The organism is Tahibacter sp., from assembly GCF_035481375.1.
Classification (GTDB): domain Bacteria; phylum Pseudomonadota; class Gammaproteobacteria; order Xanthomonadales; family Rhodanobacteraceae; genus Tahibacter.
This window is the reverse complement of sequence record NZ_DATIGT010000321.1, coordinates 1-17,477: the sequence shown is the minus strand read 5'-3', so window position 1 is coordinate 17,477 and position 17,477 is coordinate 1. Positions and strand designations below refer to the sequence as shown.

Sequence of the window (17,477 nt, the reverse complement as noted above, 5' to 3'; positions counted from 1 at the left end):
GGCCGTGCTCAGTCCGTGCAGCCGCTCCACCAGCAGGGATTCGCCCCGATGAAGTTCATGAGCGCCTGCTGCTTGGGCGTGTTTATGTCGTCGAGGTGCTCTACCGCACCCCAGCTGCCGAATTTGCCGTAGCCGCTCGACGCGGTGAAATGCATGAACAACTCGCCGCCGGCGGTCTTCCAGAAATTCAGGTGATCGGTATACGCCGTGCCCATGCGCGCGTCGCGGTTGACGTTGTTGAACAGCGTCGCGATCGCCGTGTTGTTCTCGACGCCGAGCACGCCGGCGAGATGCTGGCCGCCTTCGTAGGTGACCAGGTGCAGCGACCGCGCGGTCGCCGCCGTGCGATGCCGCGTTATCCACGGCTGCACTTCGGCAAGGCTGCCGCCGGCCGGGCCGCCGGTCACCTGGCCGCCCGAGTTGATTTCGGCGAACAGCGTCGTCGCGTTCCAGCCCTGCACGGTCGACTCGTGCGCCGGCGAGCCGAGATAGCCGCCGAAGTAGGGCGCGATCGCCACGGTGCTTATGCCGTGCGCATGGCAGGGACGTCCCGCGACCCACAGCGGGCAGTCGGCGGCCTGCGTCTGCGTGTAGTCGTTCGCCGCCTGCGCGCCGAGCACGCAGGTCACGCGCGACGCCTGCGTGCCGAACGCGGCCTTCCAGAGATCGCACATCTGCGCCGTGCGCTGGCCGTGCCAGTTCAGGCGACGATCGAAACCCGAGCCCTGGTTGCCGTAGGCCGCGGTGCCCTGTTCCTCGACGTAGGCGCCCTGCTGGAACTGGCCATTCCAGACTTCGTTGGAATATTCGACGTAGACCTCGAGGTCGGGCCGCAGCAGCCGTCTCACGGCCAGCGCGAACTGCGTCATGTAGTCGTCGTCGGCGCGGTGCGGCATCGTGAACCACGGATTCGCGTCGGTGCGATTGGCGAGTTCGACCATGATTTCCAGCGGCATGTTGCCGTCGGTCCAGCGCACGTCGTCGATCCGCGGGCGCGCGGCGAAGGTCTGCTGCGTGGAGTTGTTGGTCCCCATCCAGTCCATGAAGCGCAGCACCTTGTTGCGCCGGATCAGCGCGAGGAAATCCGGATGGAACAGCTGCGACGGGCCCGAGTGCTCGTCGAAGCCCGGCATCCACACGTGGATATTGCGCGGATGGTTGCCGGGCGCGATCGCATTCAGCCGCATCATCCAGCCGCCGTTGGCCGCATTCACGTCGAGCACGTCGCGTCCCGGCGTCGACAGCGCGACGTTCTTCGTCGCGGCGAAGTGATAGCTGATGTCGCCCGCACCGTCGTAGGTCACGACGTAGCGGCCGCTCGGATAGTGGCCGGCCAATTCGCCGAAGAAGAACAGCGTCGACACGGCGGTGTAGTTCGGCGACGTGCAGCCCGGATTGCCGGTCTGCGGCGTCAGCGAGCGCACGTAGCCGTCGGCGTCGAGATCGAGGCAGGCCGCGTCCTCCGTGTCGAAGATCCCGCCGCCCGTGGTGTTGGCGGTGATCCAGGTCCGCGACTGCTTCATCACGTCGACGAAGTTGTAGCTCGTCGAATAGTCGACGACGCCGTCGAGATTCGTGCCGAGCGGCGAGGCATAGTTGGCCGGACGGTCGAAGCCGTTGCGCCAGATCGTGTCGAACGCCTGGGCCGACGGGGCGGCGAGCAACGCGGCAGCCGCGGCGACGCGGGCCGCGAAACGGAGAGCGGGCATGTTCTTTCCTTGAATCGGCCGGCAGCGCGGCAGCGGGGCGCAACCCTAGCGTCACGCGCCCGCCGGCTGCCGCGAAGGCGCGCACAGATCGTCAGTGAGGGCGCGCGGATGAACTCGGCTTTGCGACGTGTGGTCGCAACGTTGCGATGAGCGCGAGGGTGCGATGACGCGGAAAGGGTCGTAGCGCAGGTTCGGGGTTCGCCCGTTGGGCTCACCGCCAACCTACGGACGCTGTTGTTGTGCCTCGGCGGCGTGCCGCAGGTGGCGCAGGATCGCGATGCGGTTCTGCAGCGATTCGATGCGCAGCAGGCGGCAGACCGGCGCGGCGGGTGGCGATTCGATCGGCGCGTCGACGTCGTCGGGTTCCCCGGATGCCGATGCCTCGGCGGCAGGCGCCGCGGTTTCGGCTTCCGGTGTCATCGAAATCAGCAGGATCACGCGGTCGCCGCGGCGCGCCCGGAATTCTTCGCCGGAGCCGCTGACGAGCGGCGACAGCACGGCGTCGCCGCGGCGCTGCACGCGCTGTTCGGTGTAGCGGCAGAGCAGGGTTTCCTCGTCGCCGGATTCGAGGGCCGGTCCTGCCATCAACTGCTCGGGCACGGCTTCGACATCGAGTATGCGTTCGCCGCCTTCGTCGAAGTCGTCGACCGCGACGACCTCGGCAACGACGATGCGCTGCGCGCGCACCGCGACGCTCGCAAGCGATTCGCGCACCGGGCGCCCGGCGAGAGCGACGCCGATGCCCGCAGCGAACAGCGCCGTCGCGGCGATCGCGCGCCTCATCGCTGCGCCCCGCGCGGATTCACGATGCGGCCCGGATCGAGAAAGAACATGCGTTTCCATCCTTGCGTCTGCGTCGTCGCGCGCCACGGCAGCGGCAGCAGCGACAGCACGGTGTAATGCAGATGCGGCGGCTTGCCCGCGGCGTTGCCGCTGTCGCCGACCGTGCCGAGCGTCGTGCCGGGCGCGAGCAGCGAGAACGCGCCGGCTTCAGCGGTGTCGAGATGCGCATAGTAGTGCAGCCGCCAGCGCGGACCGAGTACCACGATCACGTTGCCGCCGAGCGCGAGCTGCCCGCGGAACAGCACGATGCCGTAAGTCGCCGATACGACGTCGCGGCCCTTCGGCGCGAAGATGTCGATGCCCTTGTGCACGCCGGAAACGCCCCACGGCGCGTACCAGAACGACTGCGCGTTCCAGTCGCGCGGGCCGGCGTTGCGCACCGGGACGACCGCGTGTTCGGGGATGCCGAGGCCGAGCAGGATCACGACGGACAGTGCGATCAGCGCGCGCCGGCGTCGGCGCCGCGGTGGTGCAGCCTGCTGACGCTCCGGTGTCTCTGACGGAATGCCGGTCATGGCGTCGCGATGAGTTCGGGTTCAGCCTCGGACCGCAGCGGCAACGAGGCGTTCATTGCACGGATGCGAGCAATATCGCCCGAACCTGCTCGTACTCGCGCAGCCGCGCATGATCCTTTTCCGTCGGCGACGGTATCCGGCTCAGGTCCATGTTGTCGGCGACGTCCGCGAGTTTCACGGCGCGCGCGATCGGATTCGCCGCGGCGCGATGCGCGGCGTCGATGCGGGATTCGCCGTCGTGCTTGGTCAATGCGCGCAGGGCGTCGACGACCGGTTCGGAAAAGCCTTCGCGCAGCAGATCGTCGAAGGTCAGCGGCGTGTCCTCGACGACGTCGTGAAGCACGGCGGCCATGCGTTCCTCGTCGCCGCGCACGGCGAGCATCAGGCGCAGCGGATGAAAGATGTACGGCGCGCCGGCCTTGTCGCGCTGGCCCGCATGCGCGCGTGCGGCGATCTCGATGGCGCGCTCGATCGTGCTCACGTTGCCGGCGCCCGGATTTCCTCGCCGATGCGCCAGAGCACGCTTGTCGGATCGTCGAGGCAGAAGTCGCGGATGCCCCAGGGCCGGTCTTCCGGCGGCAGGGCGCGCACGCCGTATTTCGCGGCGATGTCCTGCTCGACGACGCGGCGCCACCAGGCTTGTACGTCGGGAACGAGCATATGCATCATGAAGTTCTCGGCGTGCTCGCGCACGTAGAAGCGCTGCAGCAGAAAGCTCGACCTGCCGACGTACAGGAACGCCATGTCGTCGGACAGCCGTTCGGCGGTGAAACCGAGATCGATATAGAACTGCAGCGACAGCTCGATGTCCCGCGCGGGGACGAAGGCTTTGATCTCGATGGCCTGGAGTTCGCTCATGGGTGGCCTCGGTCGTGGCGGAGTGAAAGTATGCGCAGCATCGCGGCGAGTACCACGCAGACGATCGCGACGATGTCGGCGGTGACGACGCGTGCGACAGCCGTGTTGTAGTTGCCGATGGACAGGGCGAGCCACAGGAAGGAAACGGTACTGGCACCGGCGGCGATCAGCGCCGCAGTCTGCCAGTCGCGGCGGAACGCGGCGATCGCGCAGCCCGCGCCGAGCAGGCCGAACAGCACGGCACGATGACGCAGCAGCAGGGCGAGATTCGGATCGGCCGCATCGATGCCGTAGAGCGCGGCGAGACGTTCGGTACCGAGTACGCCCGGCAGCGGCAGCAGATGGATCACGGCGACGACGAGCAGCAGCATGCTGACGAGACGATGCATGGCGCGCATTCCGGAAGGGGATCGTAGGTTGCCGGTGAGCGCAGCGAACCGCAACGTCACGGTGCCGATGACGTCACGCCGTTGCAGATTCCCGAGAGGAAAACGAGCGAAGCCGGGCGACCTGCGCCCGGCTTCGTCAGTTGCGGCGATGGTTTGCGGGGTACTTACGGCATGGTCGACTTGAAGTAGCTGATCGCGTCGAGCACGTCCGGCGTGATGCGGCGGATGCCGTTCGGATAATCGTCCGACGCGGTGCAGGTGCTGCAGGTCTGCGTGCTGACGACACCGACGACCACGTTGTTGGCACCGGCCCAGCGATTCGTGTAGACCGCCGAACCCGAGTGGCCGCCCGACAGGTCGCAGTTCGTCGAGAAGCGCGACTTCCAGCCGTCGCTGCCGGTGCTGCCGAAGCCGCCGATGTTGCAGGGCTTCGGATCCTGATACGCCCAGCCCTGCTGGCAGGTTTCATAGCGCACCGGCGCATTCGACAGGCCGCAGGCCGGATAGCCGCGGTTGAAGCACTGGCCGAGGCTGAACGAATTCGCGTCGCAGTAGTCGCGCAGGCTGTCTTCGCCGATCGCGACGTAGCCGAGCCAGCCGGTTTCGTCGCCCGGTGCCGTGTCGAGCACCATGATCGCGTAGTCGTAGGTCCAGTCGGTGTCGCTCGCGCGGAACTGTTCCGGCGTGAAGTACCAGGTGGCGTCGTGCGCGCCGTAGGGCTGGCAGCTGTCGCCGGCGCAAGTGCCTTCGCGGCCCGGGCGGAAACGCGTCGCCGAGAGCGAGTACCAGTAGTCGTCGTCGCGGTTGTAGAGGCAATGCGCGGCCGTCAGCACGTGACGGCGGCCGACGAGCGTGCCCGAGCAGCCGGAGGTCGGGCCGCCGCCCATCTGACCCATCGCGCGGTACGGAAACGCGGTGTTGTCGAAGCGGCGCGTGCGGGTGTCGACGCCGTCGCTCCAGCCCTTGGTCCCGCCGATATCGGCGAGCGCTTCGGTCGCGCCCTTGGCGTCGCCCGAGGCGGCACCCGACTGCAGCGCGAGGCGGTGCAGCTCATGCGCCAGTTCGCGCGGCATCTCGACGCGGTACTTCGCACCGGTCTTCGCATTGACCGCGGTCCAGTACTGGTCGCCCGTGCTGACGGTCTTGTCGTCGCCGGCATTCTTCGCATCGACACTGTCGTCGCCGGTGCGCAGACGTTCCTTCCAGGCGATCTCGGCGGACTTGGCGTCGGCCGGCGCGAAGCGGGCGGTGCCGTCGGCGCGCCAGACTTCCTGTGTGAATCCCGTCGCGCCCGGCAGACCGGCCGTGACGTCGACGATCATGTCGGCGCCCGGCGCCGCCTCGATCGTGCGGCCGCCGGCAGCGAACGCGCCGTCGACGCAACCCATGCCCAGCATCAGGAGCAGCGCTCCGCGAATCGTATCGAACTTCATGGTCTTACCCTCCGTATCTATCGTTGATGAGCGCCGGTCATTCCGGCGGTGTCGTCATCACATACGGAGAAGGGGAAGCGAGGGATCACGCGGGAGGGGAATTTGTTTCGACTGCTTCGCCGGTTGTGTAAATGGGGAAGTTGGAAAGAAGTAAATAGGGGGGCGAGCAACTGGCGAGCGGTCAGCAGTGCCGTTTTCTCTGGTTCTTCGCTCCTATTCACTATTTACCCAGTCTCACTCCCTGGTGAGCTCGACCCCGTCCACCGTCATCGTCCAATGCCCTTCGGGCTGCTGCTTCGGCAGCGCGGAGACGACGAACGTCGTCGAGATCGGGCCGAGGCCGATGACGACGTTGTCGCCTTCGAAGCGCTGGATCGGCGCTTCGATCGATTTGCGGAAGCCGTTGCCGCGTTCGACGCGATAGATCACGCGGCCCTGCGGCGAGATCGCGAGCATGGTCGCGCCGTTGCGCCAGACGCCGGCATAGGCGGCGCGTTCCGGCGGCAGCGGCGTCGAGCAGCCGGCGAGCAGCAGCAGAACGGCGGCGACGGCGCAAACGAATCCGGTTCTGGCGGTCATGGTCGGTCTCCGGTGGCGGATGGCGCCATCGTGCCGCGTCGCGCGCCGCGCCGGAAGCGGCGGCGCGCGCCGGGGATCATTCTTCGACGTCGGCCGTCGCGAGGATGTCCGAGACGACGGCCCAGGTGTTGTCGGCGCCGAGCGTGGCGGTCAGCGCATAGACGTTCGGCGGGAACTCGACCGGCTCGCAGTGGATCACGGCCGGGTCGATGATCTGGCTCTGCGCGATCGTGCCGAAGGCGAGCGCATAGCTGGTCCGCGGCGTGAACACATAGTTCATGTTCGGCTGGCCCTGCATGACCAGCGTCGGCTTGCCCGACATGCCGATGCCGGCGGCCACGGCATTGACCGGCAGGCTGCTGTCGGCGCGAATGACGAGCGTGCCCATCTGCGGGGCGTCCTGCTGGTCGTGGAAATAGAACGTGCGGTTCTTGCTGTCGTAGGACAGCGCAATCAGGTTGCCTTCGTTGAGCGAGGTCGACACGGTCTGCGACGCGTCGATGACGACGCCCGGCGAGATCTGGCCGGAGCCCGACCAGACGAAGCAGTAATCGGTGTCGTTCCAGGTGAAGCGGACCTGCGCGCCGGGATAGACATAGCGCACGAGCCAGGCGACGACGCCTCCCTGTTCGTTCGCGTTCTGCACGACGGCCAGCGAGGTCGGCGAGGTGGAATTGTTGACGAGGGTGATCTGGCGCTGAGTCATGGTTGTCCCCTTTGTTGGCTGTCGGCGTTGTGGACGGCGGTGGCAGGCCCGGCCTGCTCTACGCAAGCGCGGTAACGGCGCTCCGCGGATCACCGCGCCGTGCGGCGGCTCGCTGAACGGCGGTTCGCTGCGGTGATGCGGCCGGCGGTTCCGCAGCGTCGTCGGTCATGTCGCTTGTGTAACCTCGCGGGACGGATCTGTCCGCCCCGGGTCACCACGCATGCGCGCCGTCTTCGTCCGTTCCGCCGTCGTCCTGCTCGTTCTCGTGCTGTCCCCGGTCGCCGGTGTGGCCGACTACAAACCCGTGCGCTGCGACGCGCGTGCCGACTATGCGGGCCGGCCGCTGCACGCGCCCGTGCGCGTTGACCGCGGACCCGGCGCGATCGTCGACGCGGCATTCGACGAGGCGACCGTGCAGCGCCTCGACGCGGCGTTCGCGACCCTGAGTCAGGCGACCGCGGCACCGGCGATCAGTGCGGCCGTCGCCGTGCCGGGGCGCGGCCTCTGGACGCGCCGGCTCGGCGAAGCGCCGCTGCTGTACTGGGCCAGCGCGGGCAAGGCGTTCACCGCGGTCGTCGTGCTGCAGCTCGCGGCCGAAGGCCGCCTCGACCTCGACGCGCCGGTCTCGCGCTGGATCGACGACGTGCCCAACGGCGACGCCGTGACCGTGCGCGACCTGCTCGCGCACACGAGCGGCCTGTTCAGCGCGAACGAAGATCTCAAGGCACGGGCTTCGCCGCGCTACCGCAGCGCGCAGGAAAACCTCGCGATCGCGCGGCGTCACGGCGCGATGTTCTGCGCCGGCGCGAACTGGCGCTACAGCAATACCGGCTACGACCTGCTCGGCGCGATCGTCGAACGCGTCGACGGCCGGCCGCTGGCCGCGGCGATCGAGGCGCGCATCGTCGCGCGGCTCGCGCTGGAGCGCACGCGCGTGCTGCGCGCCGACAGCGACGTGCGCGACATCGCGCCGCTCGCGTCGGCGAAGGAAACGCCGATCGACCCGCGCTGGCCCGGCGCCGCCGGTCCGATCGCGGCCGACGCGGTCGACATGACGCGCTTTCTCGCGGCGCTGTTCGACGGTCGCCTCGTGCCGGCCGCGAGTGTCGACGCCATGTCGGCCACGCTGTATCCGATGTTCGACGCGGGCCTGTACTACGGCCTAGGCCTCATGGTGTTCGACGTTCCCGACGGCGGGGGCCGGCAGCTCTGGATCGGCCACGCCGGCGGCACGCCGGGCGCCGGCGCGCTGATGATCTACGCGCCGCAGGATCGCGCCTTCGTCGCGGTCGCGCTGACCGGCGACGGATCGGCGGCCGCGTCGGTGAATCTGCTCGTGAAGGCGTTGCGGGGGGCCGTGACGGATCGGTCTCCGTGAATGGCGCGGCTCGGCGGCGCGGCCTTGTAGTTCTGTGCAGCATCCGGTTTTCGCGCAGACAGGGCACGGGCAGAACAGAAGCAAAAAGCCACCCCGTTGCCGTCGCCTTCAGACCCCGGTGCCATCCACGAACCGCCGCTGCAGCGCACTCAGCGCCGCCGCCGATTCCCGCCGGATCCGGAAGCGCCCGAACACCGCGTCGATCGCGCGCAGCCACAGCGGCTTCACGTCGTAGTCGAGCGTGCGCGTGAAGCGCGTGCCGGAGCCGTCGGCGGCGAAGTCGTAGCGCAGGCGCACGCGGCTGCCGTCGTCCATCGCGGCGAGTGCTTCCCAGTGGTGCGGGCGCTGCGACGCGATCACGCGCCACTGCAGGCGGCGGCGAAAGCCCGCCGTGCGGATGTCCTCTTCGAACGTCGCGCCGTGGATCAGCGGCACCGGCGTGTCGGGCCGCGTGCCCAGCGAGGCGGCATGCCACTCGTGCCAGCACGCGGGAATCGTGAGGTAGTCGTAGGCCTGTTCCGGCGTCGCGGCGAGCGGGGTGTGGCTGACATGGATCGGCATGGCGTGTTCCGGCGAGTCGGTTGAGAAAGTGCATTCAGCGCGGATGCGGATCTTCGGGTTCCCAGTGCAGCGTGCCGTGCAGCCAGTCCATCAGCGGAAACACGAGATTGAAATTGCGCGCCTGCATCAGGTCGCGGCGATGGTGCAGCTGATGCAGCCGCCGCATCTGGCGTATCCACGGCAGCCGCGCGAACGGATGCCGCGCAGGCAGGTGTTCGCAGGCGTGGAAGATTTCATACGTGAGATAGCCGCCGAGCAGCGTCGCGCAGAACAGCGCGGCGGCGTTGACGCTGACCTGCGACACGACGAAGTAGAGCGGTGCGAGCCCCGCGCAGAACAGCACGATCAGCCAGGCCGGAAAGAAGATCACGCGCCAGTCGCGCGCCTGTTCGTAGGGCATCTGCGCGTCGGCGAAGAAGCTGTGGTGATCGCCGGCGTGGCGCTTGTAGAACAGTGCGCCGATGCGGTGCTTGTGGTGGCCGAAGGTGCGATGCGCGGTGTACTCGCCCCAGTTGAAGACGACGAGGCCGAGCGGAATCGCGAGCCACTCCCAGGCGCGCACGGCGTCGAGCCGCGAGAGCAGCCATGCGAGCACCGCCACGCCGGACACGAGCACGAAGCCGCCGTGCAGCCAGGCGTTGTACCAGCGGCTGATGCCGGCGCGGTAGCGCAGGCGGAAGGCGTCGGTGTCGTGGGCCATCGGCGGTATCCGTGTCGTTGCCGCGATGATCCGCCGCGCGCGCGATGCATGCATTGACAGGACGGCGCGCCGGATTGACATTTCGCGCCAGCCGTCCGGACCACGCCATGCTCGACCCGCGCACCGTCGCCAATCCCTATGTCCGCACGCTGCTCGGCGTGTTCGACGCGCAAGGTGTCGATCTGCGCGTGCTGCTGGCCGGACTGCCGCTCGACGCGGCCATGCTCGAGGATCCGAACGGGCGCATCGCGCCGGAAACGCTGCACCGGATCTGGGAACGCGCGCTTGCGGCGACCGGCGATCCGCTGCTGGGCCTCAAGGTGGCCGAGGCGGCGAAGCCCGCGACGTTCCGCGCGGTCGGGCTCGCGGCCATGAGCAGCGCGTCGCTGCGCGATGCGCTCGCGCTGATGCTGCGCTGCTACCGGCTCGTCAGCGAATCGGGATCGCTGACCGCCGAATCCTGCGAAGGCGGCGACGTCGCGATCGTCTATGCCGAACAACTCGCGCGCGTGCGGCTGTTTCCGCAGCAGGTCGAAGCGATCGTCGGCGGCATCCTCGTGACCGCGCGCGGGCTCGCGGAACGCGCGCTGCGGCCGACGGCCGTCGCGTTCCGCCACCGGCCGCAGGGCGATGCCGATGCCTATCGGCGGCTGTTCGGCTGCGAGGTGCGGTTCGACGCCCCGGCACATCGTCTGCAGCTCGCCGCCGCCGATCTCGTGCGCCGGCTGCCGCAGGCCGACGCCGACCTGCATCGAGTGCATTGTGAACTTCTGGACCGGCAGCTCGCCGACCTGCCGCGCGCGGGCTCGGTCGGCGCGTTCGCCCGGCAGTGGCTCGCCGTGCGCGCGAGCGGCGCGATGCGCGTCGAGGATCTCGCCCGTGCGATGGGCACGAGCGTGCGCGCGCTGCAGCGGCAACTGCAGCAGGAAGGCGAGTCGTGGACCGCGCTCGTCGACGGCGCGCGGCGCGACGCGCTGAAGGCGCTGCTGCACGAAGGCGTGTCGCTCGACGAGGCCGCGCGCCGCCTGGGCTATCACGACGCGAGCAGCCTGAGCCGCGCGGCGCGGCGCTGGTTCGGCACGACGCCGGGACAGTGGCGGGAACGCTAGCGCGCTTCGCGCGCGAAACCGAAAAGATCCGAATCCTCGCCGAACCAGTAGCTGCGGCTGCGGTCCCGGCGGCGGTACTGCACCGACAGGCCGGACGGCCCGGAGCCCTGGAAATAGTCGAGCGCGAATTCGTGTTCGCCGTGCGCCAGCCGGATGTCGCAGGGCTGCAGCGCCATCGCGTGCGGCCGCGGGTCCGCGCAGACCGGACGGTTGTCGATGCGCAGCGAAAACCCGTCGTCGCTGCCGACGAGGAAGCGGTAGTCGCCGTCGCCGAGCACCGCGAAGCGTTTGCGCAGCGTCACGAAGAACTGTTCCGCGTAGCCGATGTCGCCGAGTTCGGCATGGCGCAGGCGCCCGTCGCGCGACAGGTCGAGCCGGTCGACGACGACCTCGCGCGTCTCGATGATCTTTCGCGGCTGATCCAGGTGCGCGATCGGTTCGGCGTTGCGTTCGATCGTGAGGCGCAGCACGGGTGCGACCTGCACCGGCCACATCGCCTGCGCGAGCGCGCCGCCCGCGGCGAGCAGCACGATCGTCAATGTCCAGTCGCTGCGCAGGCGGGGCATCAGCGCACCGGTTCCAGTTGCCAGGCGTCGAGCCAGGCGCGGTGTTCCACCGCCGAGGCGGTCAGCGGCCAGCCGTAGGTCAATGGCGCAAAGTATACAAACGCGGCGGCGGCCAGCAGCAGGAACAGCAGCAGATTGACGCGCGGATGCGGCTGGCCCGCGGCGAGGCCCGCGCCGTAGAGATAATTCCAGACCGCCGCGAGATTCGCGATGCCGAACAGCAGCGGCAGCAGATAGTGATAGAGGTACATCACGCGCTCGATCTGCAGGATCGCGGCGAGATAGGCCAGATGCAGGCTCGTGAACAGCAGCACCCAGCCGAACGCGCGCGGATCGGCGACCGCGAGCCCGAACGCCGCACGCGCGACGACGAGACTGACCGACAGCGCCAGCCCGGCCAGCACGCTCAACCAGACCACCGGATTGGCCACGAGATAGGTATATGAGACGCGGTTGACGCCGCCCGCATCGGCGCGGTTCCAGCGATAGTTGATGGTCTTTCCGCCGAGCAGCCAGCGCGAGGCGTGGCTGCCGTTTTCGCCGGGCTTGCAGACATCGAGCCGCGGCACGCCGTCGGCGTACTCGGCCATGTAGCGCAGATGGTCGCGCAGTCCCACGCGAAAGCCCGACGCCGTCCAGGTCGTGCCGTCGCGCAGATGCTGCAGGTATTCCGGCGACGCCTTGTAGGCATGCTCCGGCACGACGGTGGTCGAGGTCGCGATGAACGCATAGAAACTGCCGAGGAACACGATGAGCAGCGGCAGGCAGAACGCCGGAACCGCGCCGGCGAGGCGGCGCGCGACCGCGAGTCCGCGCGCTTCGCGCAGCGCCGGCCATTGCTCGGCGACGAACAGGGCGACGGGCAGCAACAGCAGCACCGCGCCGTTGAGCTTCACCGCGACCGCGAGCCCGACCAGCGTGCCGAGCACGGCGTAGTGCCGCAGCCGCACGCGCACGCCGGCGCGCAGGCTCCAGGCCAGCGCGCCGATCGCGCCGGCCGCAAATGCGAGTTGTATACCTTCGAGCATCGCCGAGCGCGCATGCACGACGAGCGCGTTGTCGAGCGCGGGCAGCGCCGCGAACACGAACGCGAGCAGGCGCTGCCCGGTCGCGAACAGCAGCGCCGCATAGAGCAGCAGCACGGTCGCGATCGCCGATACCGTGGAGGCCAGGCGCACACCGGCGAACGAATAGCCCGGCGGCAGCTGCGCCTGCTGCACGCGGTCGGCGTGGAGCAGGGCACTCGCGTCGCGTCCGTCGTTCGCGCCGACCGCGCGTTCGCCGAGCGCGATCAGCATTTTTCCGAGCGGCGGATGCGATTCCATGTACATCACGCCGTCGAGGTGCTTCTGCGCCGAGGTGACGTGATAGTTCTCGTCCCAGAACAGCGAGTCCGGCTCCCAGTAGCGCGCGCCGATCGTGACGACGGACAGCGCCAGCAACAGCAGCGGCGCGAGCGCGTCGGCGAGTCGCCCGTGCCGCGCCGCTGACGCCTGCGTGTCGGTGCCGTCAGTCGTTGCCGTCATTGCTCATCCGATCGATCGCGCCCGGCGCGCCTGTTGTCCGTGGGACAGGCCTGTCCCTCGCTGCGGTGCAGATTGACACCGGTGACAGAACGGATCAAGGTCGCCGCCGCCGGCGCAACGGGCCGTTCGAGCCGTCGTTCGCCGCAGTCTGGGAGGGCTGAGATGACGCGCTGCGTTCTCGCGGTACGCGGCACCGATCGGGGGAAAGGTGCTGCGCGAAGCAGGTTTTCGTACGGCGTCTGCGCTCGTCGCGCGGGACGCCGGCGCCGTTTGATCGCGCGTGCTGCCGGCGTGCGGGCTTCGCCCGGGCGGGCGGCCATGCGCTTGCCTGCGAATGCTACCGGTGTCATTGCTCGGCGCCCGCCGCGACAGATTCCGCGCCGCGCCTCATCGCCGCACCGGAAACATCTCCACTAAGCCACTAATAGACAACCCGCCGACGGCGGCAACGTCCCCACACGCGTTCTTGCTCCGGGAGTCCCCATGACTGTCGTGAAATCACTGCGATGCGCCGCCCGGGCGGCGGCGATGTCGACCGGTCTGCTGCTCGCTGGCGTGCCGGTCATCGGCATGGCCCAGGCCAACGTGCCGTTCGCCGAAAGTTTCGATGCGGCCACGACCGCGACGTTCCTGACCGCCGGCTATCGGCCGCTGCCGGGCGACGCGACCAAGCCCCTGTACTTCGCGACCGGCGGCGGCAGCAACATCACGATCACGCCGGAAGGACGGCTCAGCCTGACCAACGGGCGATTCACGATCGGCAACACCGACACGACCGTGACGACGACGTCGACCGTCTCGCCGCCGGGCATCTTCGACCTGAGCCAGCAGTACACCGTGTCGTTCTGCCTCGCGTCGGCGTCGGGCTCGGGCAACTTCCAGATCTATGTCAACAACAACACGACCGGTTCGGCGAACTCGCCGCTCGGCGGCGCCTCGCGCATCGCGAATCTCGCCGTGACGGGACTCAGCGCCGGCACCGCGTATTCGGTCACCTCGACCGTCGGCACGCCGACGGCGTTCCTGCAGCTGCGCAGCGAGAGCGCCGCGCTCGTCGTCATCGACAATCTGCGCATCGACTACGGCGCGAGCGGCAGCGCGACCTGCCCGCCGCCCGGCCAGGCGCAGCTCACGCTCGATCCGCCCGACGCGAGCTGGACGACGCCGGCCGGCGGCGCCGCGCGCGCCGTCGCGGTCACCGCCATCACGGCTGCGGGCAACCCGGATACCTTCGGTGTCGTGTCGAGCAATCCCGCGGCCGTCGACGTGGCGGTGACGGCGAACGTCGCGACCCTGACGCCGCTCGCCGCCGGCACGTCGACGATCACGTTCACGAGCGGATCGGATCCGACCGTGCAGAAGACGATCGCCGCGACCGTGCTTGCGCCGTCGACGACGGTCTACGACTTGAACGGCGTCGCCGAACCCGCGGCGCTCGCGAGCAACGTGCATGCCGACACGCGCCTGCGTCTGCAGTTCGACGCGGCGCCGGCGCTCGGCACGGCCGGCGCCGTGCGCATCGAGCGCGTCAGCGACGGCGCGATCGTCGACACGATTCCGTTGGCCGGAGACACCGATGCGCTCGGTCATCCGGGCCAGGACCGCGTGCGCGTCATCAAGCGCGACGCGATCGCGGTCAGCGGCAATGCCGTGACCATCGCGCCGCACAGCCACGCGCTGGCCTACGACACCGAATACCGCGTGCTCGTCGACAACGGCGTGATCACCGGCGCCACGCTCAACGGCACGCCGTTCGACGGCATGGGACCGAATGCGGGCTGGCGCTTCACCACGCGCAGCGCGCCGGCCGCATCGGCGCACCTCGTCGTCGACGACGACGGTCCGGCCGATTTCCGCACCGTGCAGGGCGCAATCGATTTCGCGGTGCAGCAGTTCCCGGGCAACGATCCGGTGTCGGTGATGATCGGCAACGGCGACTATCGCGAACTGCTGTACCTGCGCGGCAAGAACAACCTGTCGCTCGTCGGCGAGACGCGCGACGGCGTCGTCGTGCAGTACCGCAATTCCGAGGCGATCAATGCCGGCACCGGCACGAGCCGCGCGCCCGGCCCCGGCGCGGCGAACGGCGGACGCAGCGTATTTCTGATCGAGAACGCCGATCTGCTGACGCTCGAAAATCTCACCGTGCGCAACACGACGCTGCGCTCGGCGTCGCCGAGCCAGGCCGAGACGCTGTACTTCAACGGCGACGGCACGCATCGCCTGATCGCGAAATACGCGCGCTTCCAGAGCGAACAGGACACGCTGCAGCTCAAGTCCTATGCCTGGATCTATCGCAGCCTCGTCGAAGGCAACGTCGACTTCATCTGGGGCGCCAACCGCGTCAGCCTGTTCGAGGAGAGCGAGATCCGCTCGGTCGGCGACACTTTCAATCCGAGCCAGGGCGGCTATGTGCTACAGGCGCGCTCGGTCGCGGCCGACGACAAGGGCTTCGTCTTCCTCAACAGCGCGCTGACGCACGGCCCGGGTCCGGGACCGCTCGCCGGCGACGTGCCGCCGGGCACGACGTATCTCGCGCGCAGCGGCGGCAGCGCGGCGTATTTCGACAATGTGGCGTTCATCAACACGCGCATGGATGCGCACGTCGCGACCGTCGGCTGGGCCTCGGCCGGCATCAACGGCCAGCCCGCGCCGAATCCGGCGGTGCCGACCGCGACGAGCGGCTGGCGCGAATACGGCACGACCGATCTGTCGGGCACGCCGGTCAATCTGGCGTCGCGCATCGGCGGCTACCTGCTGCAGCCGGCCGAGGTCGCGGCGGAATTCTCCACGCGTGCACAAATATTTTCCGCCTACGGCGGCGGCATCGGCTGGGACCCGCTCGACGACGGCCCGGCCGACCGGCTGTTCGCAAACGGCTTCGAGGCGCAGGGCGGGCCGCTGCTGCCGCTGCTCGCCGAGAATTTCGACGAGGCGACGGCCGGCGCCGGCAGCGGCGGCAGCATCAGCAATTTCTGGTCGGCGGCCTACCGCGCGATTCCGGGACAGTCCGACACGCCGATGTATACGGCGACCGGCGGCGGCAGCGGACTGCTGGTCACGAACGAGAAGACGCTGTCGATGACCGGCGCGCGCTTCACGATCGGCAACACGATTCCGGCGCAGCTCACGAGCGCGGCCGGCGCGCCGCCCGGCGCGTTCGATCTGAGCCTGCCGTATACGATTTCGTTCTGCGTCGTGTCGCGTTCGGACAGCGGCTTCTTCTACGTCTACATCGACAACAACACGACGACCTCGGCGAACTCGCCGCTCGGCTCGGCGTCGCGTCTCGGCGAATTCCCGGTCGCCGACATGGTGCCCGGCACCGTGTACTCGGTGACCGGCAACGTCGGCACGGCGACCTCGTTCCTGCAATTGCGCACGAACAGCGGCACGACGGTCGTGCTGGACAACCTGCGCATCGACCGCGGCACGACGCCCGGCGCGAGCTGCGAGGGTTCCGGCAGTTCGAGCAGTTCGTCCAGTTCCAGCTCGTCGAGCTCGTCGAGTTCGAGTTCGTCGAGCAGCAGCTCGTCGAGCAGCTCGAGTTCGTCGTCGAGCGGCGGACCGGGCACGCTGACCTGCGAAGTCGCCAACACCGTGCCGGGCTTCGCCTCGCTCGGTCCCGGAACCACGGGCGGCGCCGGCGGCCGCAGCGCGACCGTGTCCACCGGCGCGCAGCTCGTGACGGAACTGGCCGGCCAGGTCGGCAATGCGCAGCCGCTGACGATCTACATCGACGGCATCATCACGCCGGCCAACAGCGGCAGCGTCACGAAGTTCGAAGTGAAGGACATGAACAACGTGTCGATCATCGGCCGGCCCGGCTCGCTGTTCGACGGCATCGGCATCAAGATCTGGCGCGCGAACAACGTCATCGTGCGCAACCTGACGATGCGCTACGTGAACATCGGCGACAAGGACCAGATCAGCATCGAAGGCCCCTCGTCGAACATCTGGATCGACCACAACGAGTTCTACAACTCGCTGGAGGTCGACCAGGATTTCTACGACGAACTCGTCAGCGGCAAGGGCAGCATCGACAACATCACGCTCTCGTACAACTACCTGCACGACAGCTGGAAGACCTCGCTCTGGGGATCGAGCGACACCGACAACTTCAATCGCCGCATCAGCTTCATCGGCAATCGCTGGGACAACGTCATGTCGCGCCTGCCGCTGTTCCGCTTCGGCGAAGGCCACGTGCTCAACAACTACTATCGCAACGTCCAGCGCACCGCGATCAACTCGCGCATGGGCGCGAAGATCCGCATCGACAGCTCGCAGTTCGAGGATTCCACGAACGTCGTGATCTCGCAGGACAGCAGCCAGATCGGCTACTGGGATACCAACGGCGACAACGTGTTCCAGAACGTCACCTGGACCGCGCTGCCGGAACCCAACTGCACGAGCAATCCCTGCGCCTGGGGCAACACGCCGGGCACCGTGCAGAACGGCGGACAGATCGCATCGACCGTCAGCTACGTGCCGCCCTATGCGTATACGGCCGTGCCCGGCGCCGACGTGCGCGCGCACGTACTCGCGAACTCGGGTGCCGGCCGGATCGATGCCTGCCTCGGTTTCGGCGGAGGCGGTTTCTAGAAC

At 68.6% G+C, this 17,477-nt stretch carries 16 protein-coding genes; 3 read left to right on the top strand and 13 right to left on the bottom strand.

Annotation, left to right across the window (positions count from 1 at the left end; genetic code table 11):
- Nucleotides 1-8: 8 nt before the first annotated feature.
- The 9 genes from VLF18_RS21445 to VLF18_RS21405 form a co-directional block, all read right to left on the bottom strand.
- Nucleotides 9-1,709 (bottom strand): hypothetical protein, encoded by a 1,701-nt coding sequence (locus tag VLF18_RS21445; protein ID WP_325281670.1) that lies wholly within the window; start codon nucleotides 1,707-1,709, stop codon nucleotides 9-11.
- A 222-nt stretch (nucleotides 1,710-1,931) separates the two neighbouring features.
- Complete coding sequence (locus tag VLF18_RS21440) at nucleotides 1,932-2,492, bottom strand: hypothetical protein (protein WP_325281669.1); 561 nt, start codon at nucleotides 2,490-2,492, stop codon at nucleotides 1,932-1,934.
- Nucleotides 2,489-3,067 carry a M23 family metallopeptidase gene (locus tag VLF18_RS21435; RefSeq protein WP_325281668.1) on the bottom strand — a complete coding sequence of 193 codons (579 nt, stop codon included), beginning with the start codon at nucleotides 3,065-3,067 and terminating at the stop codon, nucleotides 2,489-2,491. The genes VLF18_RS21440 and VLF18_RS21435 overlap by 4 nt, the downstream gene beginning before the upstream one ends.
- Before the next feature lie 52 nt (nucleotides 3,068-3,119).
- On the bottom strand, nucleotides 3,120-3,548 hold the full coding sequence (locus VLF18_RS21430) for an HD domain-containing protein (RefSeq protein WP_325281667.1): 429 nt from the start codon (nucleotides 3,546-3,548) through the stop codon (nucleotides 3,120-3,122).
- Nucleotides 3,545-3,925, bottom strand: a complete 381-nt coding sequence (locus tag VLF18_RS21425; protein ID WP_325281666.1) for a VOC family protein — start codon at nucleotides 3,923-3,925, stop codon at nucleotides 3,545-3,547. Before VLF18_RS21425 ends, VLF18_RS21430 begins: the two co-directional genes overlap by 4 nt.
- Nucleotides 3,922-4,314 (bottom strand): hypothetical protein, encoded by a 393-nt coding sequence (locus tag VLF18_RS21420; protein WP_325281665.1) that lies wholly within the window; start codon nucleotides 4,312-4,314, stop codon nucleotides 3,922-3,924. The genes VLF18_RS21425 and VLF18_RS21420 overlap by 4 nt, the downstream gene beginning before the upstream one ends.
- A gap of 164 nt (nucleotides 4,315-4,478) precedes the next feature.
- Nucleotides 4,479-5,747 carry a trypsin-like serine peptidase gene (locus VLF18_RS21415; RefSeq protein WP_325281664.1) on the bottom strand — a complete coding sequence of 423 codons (1,269 nt, stop codon included), beginning with the start codon at nucleotides 5,745-5,747 and terminating at the stop codon, nucleotides 4,479-4,481.
- Nucleotides 5,748-5,981: 234 nt separating this feature from the next.
- The gene (locus VLF18_RS21410) at nucleotides 5,982-6,326 is read right to left on the bottom strand and encodes a hypothetical protein (RefSeq protein ID WP_325281663.1); all 345 of its coding nucleotides are present in this window, start codon (nucleotides 6,324-6,326) and stop codon (nucleotides 5,982-5,984) included.
- Between the two features lie 76 nt (nucleotides 6,327-6,402).
- Nucleotides 6,403-7,032, bottom strand: a complete 630-nt coding sequence (locus tag VLF18_RS21405) for a hypothetical protein (protein ID WP_325281662.1) — start codon at nucleotides 7,030-7,032, stop codon at nucleotides 6,403-6,405.
- 220 nt (nucleotides 7,033-7,252) lie between these two features.
- On the opposite strand from VLF18_RS21405, the gene VLF18_RS21400 reads away from it, so the two are divergent.
- The gene (locus tag VLF18_RS21400; protein ID WP_325281661.1) at nucleotides 7,253-8,410 is read left to right on the top strand and encodes a serine hydrolase domain-containing protein; all 1,158 of its coding nucleotides are present in this window, start codon (nucleotides 7,253-7,255) and stop codon (nucleotides 8,408-8,410) included.
- A gap of 108 nt (nucleotides 8,411-8,518) precedes the next feature.
- On the opposite strand, the gene VLF18_RS21395 is transcribed toward VLF18_RS21400, so the two are convergent.
- Nucleotides 8,519-8,971 (bottom strand): SRPBCC family protein, encoded by a 453-nt coding sequence (locus VLF18_RS21395; RefSeq protein ID WP_325281660.1) that lies wholly within the window; start codon nucleotides 8,969-8,971, stop codon nucleotides 8,519-8,521.
- A 34-nt stretch (nucleotides 8,972-9,005) separates the two neighbouring features.
- On the bottom strand, nucleotides 9,006-9,671 hold the full coding sequence (locus VLF18_RS21390; RefSeq protein WP_325281659.1) for a sterol desaturase family protein: 666 nt from the start codon (nucleotides 9,669-9,671) through the stop codon (nucleotides 9,006-9,008).
- 107 nt (nucleotides 9,672-9,778) lie between these two features.
- Here VLF18_RS21390 and VLF18_RS21385 point away from each other — a divergent pair, with 107 nt between their 5' ends.
- The gene (locus VLF18_RS21385; protein WP_325281658.1) at nucleotides 9,779-10,780 is read left to right on the top strand and encodes an AraC family transcriptional regulator; all 1,002 of its coding nucleotides are present in this window, start codon (nucleotides 9,779-9,781) and stop codon (nucleotides 10,778-10,780) included.
- Here VLF18_RS21385 and VLF18_RS21380 read toward each other — a convergent pair.
- Together VLF18_RS21380 and VLF18_RS21375 are read right to left on the bottom strand one after the other, a co-directional pair.
- Nucleotides 10,777-11,346: a hypothetical protein gene (locus tag VLF18_RS21380; RefSeq protein ID WP_325281657.1), complete on the bottom strand. Its 570-nt coding sequence runs from the start codon at nucleotides 11,344-11,346 to the stop codon at nucleotides 10,777-10,779. The two genes, VLF18_RS21385 and VLF18_RS21380, sit on opposite strands and share 4 nt — an antisense overlap.
- A complete protein-coding gene (locus VLF18_RS21375) occupies nucleotides 11,346-12,872 on the bottom strand; it encodes a phospholipid carrier-dependent glycosyltransferase (RefSeq protein ID WP_325281656.1) in 1,527 nt (508 codons plus the stop codon). Before VLF18_RS21375 ends, VLF18_RS21380 begins: the two co-directional genes overlap by 1 nt.
- Nucleotides 12,873-13,400: 528 nt before the next feature.
- On the opposite strand from VLF18_RS21375, the gene VLF18_RS21370 reads away from it, so the two are divergent.
- Nucleotides 13,401-17,474: a pectinesterase family protein gene (locus VLF18_RS21370; RefSeq protein WP_325281655.1), complete on the top strand. Its 4,074-nt coding sequence runs from the start codon at nucleotides 13,401-13,403 to the stop codon at nucleotides 17,472-17,474.
- Nucleotides 17,475-17,477: the final 3 nt, after the last annotated feature.

Coding starts and splice junctions, on each gene's coding strand:
- VLF18_RS21420 (WP_325281665.1), bottom strand. CDS start 4,314: ATGCATCGTCTCGTCAGCATGCTGCTGCTCGTCGTCGCCGTGATCCAT.
- VLF18_RS21435 (WP_325281668.1), bottom strand. CDS start 3,067: ATGACCGGCATTCCGTCAGAGACACCGGAGCGTCAGCAGGCTGCACCA.
- VLF18_RS21390 (WP_325281659.1), bottom strand. CDS start 9,671: ATGGCCCACGACACCGACGCCTTCCGCCTGCGCTACCGCGCCGGCATC.
- VLF18_RS21400 (WP_325281661.1), top strand. CDS start 7,253: ATGCGCGCCGTCTTCGTCCGTTCCGCCGTCGTCCTGCTCGTTCTCGTG.
- VLF18_RS21385 (WP_325281658.1), top strand. CDS start 9,779: ATGCTCGACCCGCGCACCGTCGCCAATCCCTATGTCCGCACGCTGCTC.
- VLF18_RS21375 (WP_325281656.1), bottom strand. CDS start 12,872: ATGACGGCAACGACTGACGGCACCGACACGCAGGCGTCAGCGGCGCGG.
- VLF18_RS21410 (WP_325281663.1), bottom strand. CDS start 6,326: ATGACCGCCAGAACCGGATTCGTTTGCGCCGTCGCCGCCGTTCTGCTG.
- VLF18_RS21405 (WP_325281662.1), bottom strand. CDS start 7,032: ATGACTCAGCGCCAGATCACCCTCGTCAACAATTCCACCTCGCCGACC.
- VLF18_RS21425 (WP_325281666.1), bottom strand. CDS start 3,925: ATGAGCGAACTCCAGGCCATCGAGATCAAAGCCTTCGTCCCCGCGCGG.
- VLF18_RS21380 (WP_325281657.1), bottom strand. CDS start 11,346: ATGCCCCGCCTGCGCAGCGACTGGACATTGACGATCGTGCTGCTCGCC.
- VLF18_RS21370 (WP_325281655.1), top strand. CDS start 13,401: ATGTCGACCGGTCTGCTGCTCGCTGGCGTGCCGGTCATCGGCATGGCC.
- VLF18_RS21445 (WP_325281670.1), bottom strand. CDS start 1,709: ATGCCCGCTCTCCGTTTCGCGGCCCGCGTCGCCGCGGCTGCCGCGTTG.
- VLF18_RS21415 (WP_325281664.1), bottom strand. CDS start 5,747: ATGAAGTTCGATACGATTCGCGGAGCGCTGCTCCTGATGCTGGGCATG.
- VLF18_RS21395 (WP_325281660.1), bottom strand. CDS start 8,971: ATGCCGATCCATGTCAGCCACACCCCGCTCGCCGCGACGCCGGAACAG.
- VLF18_RS21440 (WP_325281669.1), bottom strand. CDS start 2,492: ATGAGGCGCGCGATCGCCGCGACGGCGCTGTTCGCTGCGGGCATCGGC.